This window comes from Microbacterium sp. Kw_RZR3 (assembly GCF_029222405.1).
GTDB lineage: Bacteria > Actinomycetota > Actinomycetes > Actinomycetales > Microbacteriaceae > Microbacterium.
In genome coordinates, this window is the sequence record NZ_JARHXC010000094.1 from 1 (window position 1) to 1,033 (window position 1,033).

General features: G+C 69.0%; 1 protein-coding gene. It reads left to right on the top strand.

Translation table 11 applies throughout. The features are described 5' to 3' along the window. Nucleotides 1–1,033: IS110 family transposase (locus tag P2P98_RS05195; protein ID WP_275797842.1), on the top strand; the 1,033-nt coding region annotated here is incomplete at both ends.

Below are 1,033 nucleotides of genomic sequence, written 5' to 3' on the forward strand. Positions count from 1 at the left end.
CCGGCTACGACACCGTCGCGGTGTTCGTCGGCCTCGACGTCGGCAAGAGCGAGCATCACGCCGTCGCCCTCGACCGCGCTGGTAAGAAGCTCTACGACAAGACCCTCCCGCAGGATGAGGCCCGGTTGCGGCAGATCATCGCCGACCTCAGCATCCACGGTCCGGTGCTGGTCGTCGTCGACCAGCCCGCCACCATCGGCGCTCTCCCCGTCGCCGTCGCCCGGGCCGCCGGCGCGATCGTCGGCTACCTCCCGGGCTTGTCCATGCGCCGCATCGCGGACCTGCACCCCGGGGAGGCGAAGACCGACGCGCGGGATGCCGCGATCATCGCCGAGACCGCCCGCACCATGCCGCACACGCTCCGATCGATCCAGGTCGACGATGAACAGGTCGCGGAACTAACGATGCTCTGCGGCTTCGATGACGATCTCGCCGCGCAGATCACCCAGGTCAGCAACCGCATCCGCGGCCTTCTCACCCAGATCCACCCCGCCCTCGAACGCGTCATCGGAGCGCACCTGGATCACCCGGCGATGCTCACCCTGCTACGCAAGCACCCCTCGCCGGAGGCTATGCGCACCGCCGGGACGAAGCGCCTGGGCAACCTACTCCTCAAACACGCCCCACGGAAAGGACGCGTCTGGGCGGAGGAGATCACCGCAGCGCTCGGACAGCAAACGGTCACCGTCACCGGAACCAACGCCGCAGCCCTCGTCCTGCCCCGCCTCGCAGCGCAACTACAGACCCTCCAAACCCAACGCGACGACGTCGCCGCCGAAGTCGAAACCCTCGTCGAGGCGCACCCTCTTCACCCCGTCCTGACGAGCATGCCCGGAGTCGGCGTCAGGACAGCAGCCCGACTCCTCACCGAAGTCGCCGGCAAAGCGTTCCCGACCGCCGGTCATCTCGCCGCCTACGCCGGCCTCGCGCCCGTCACCCGCAGATCCGGCACCTCGATCCGCGGCGAACACCCCTCCAGGCGCGGCAACAAGACCCTCAAACGCGCCCTGTTCCTCTCCGCCTTCGCCGCCCT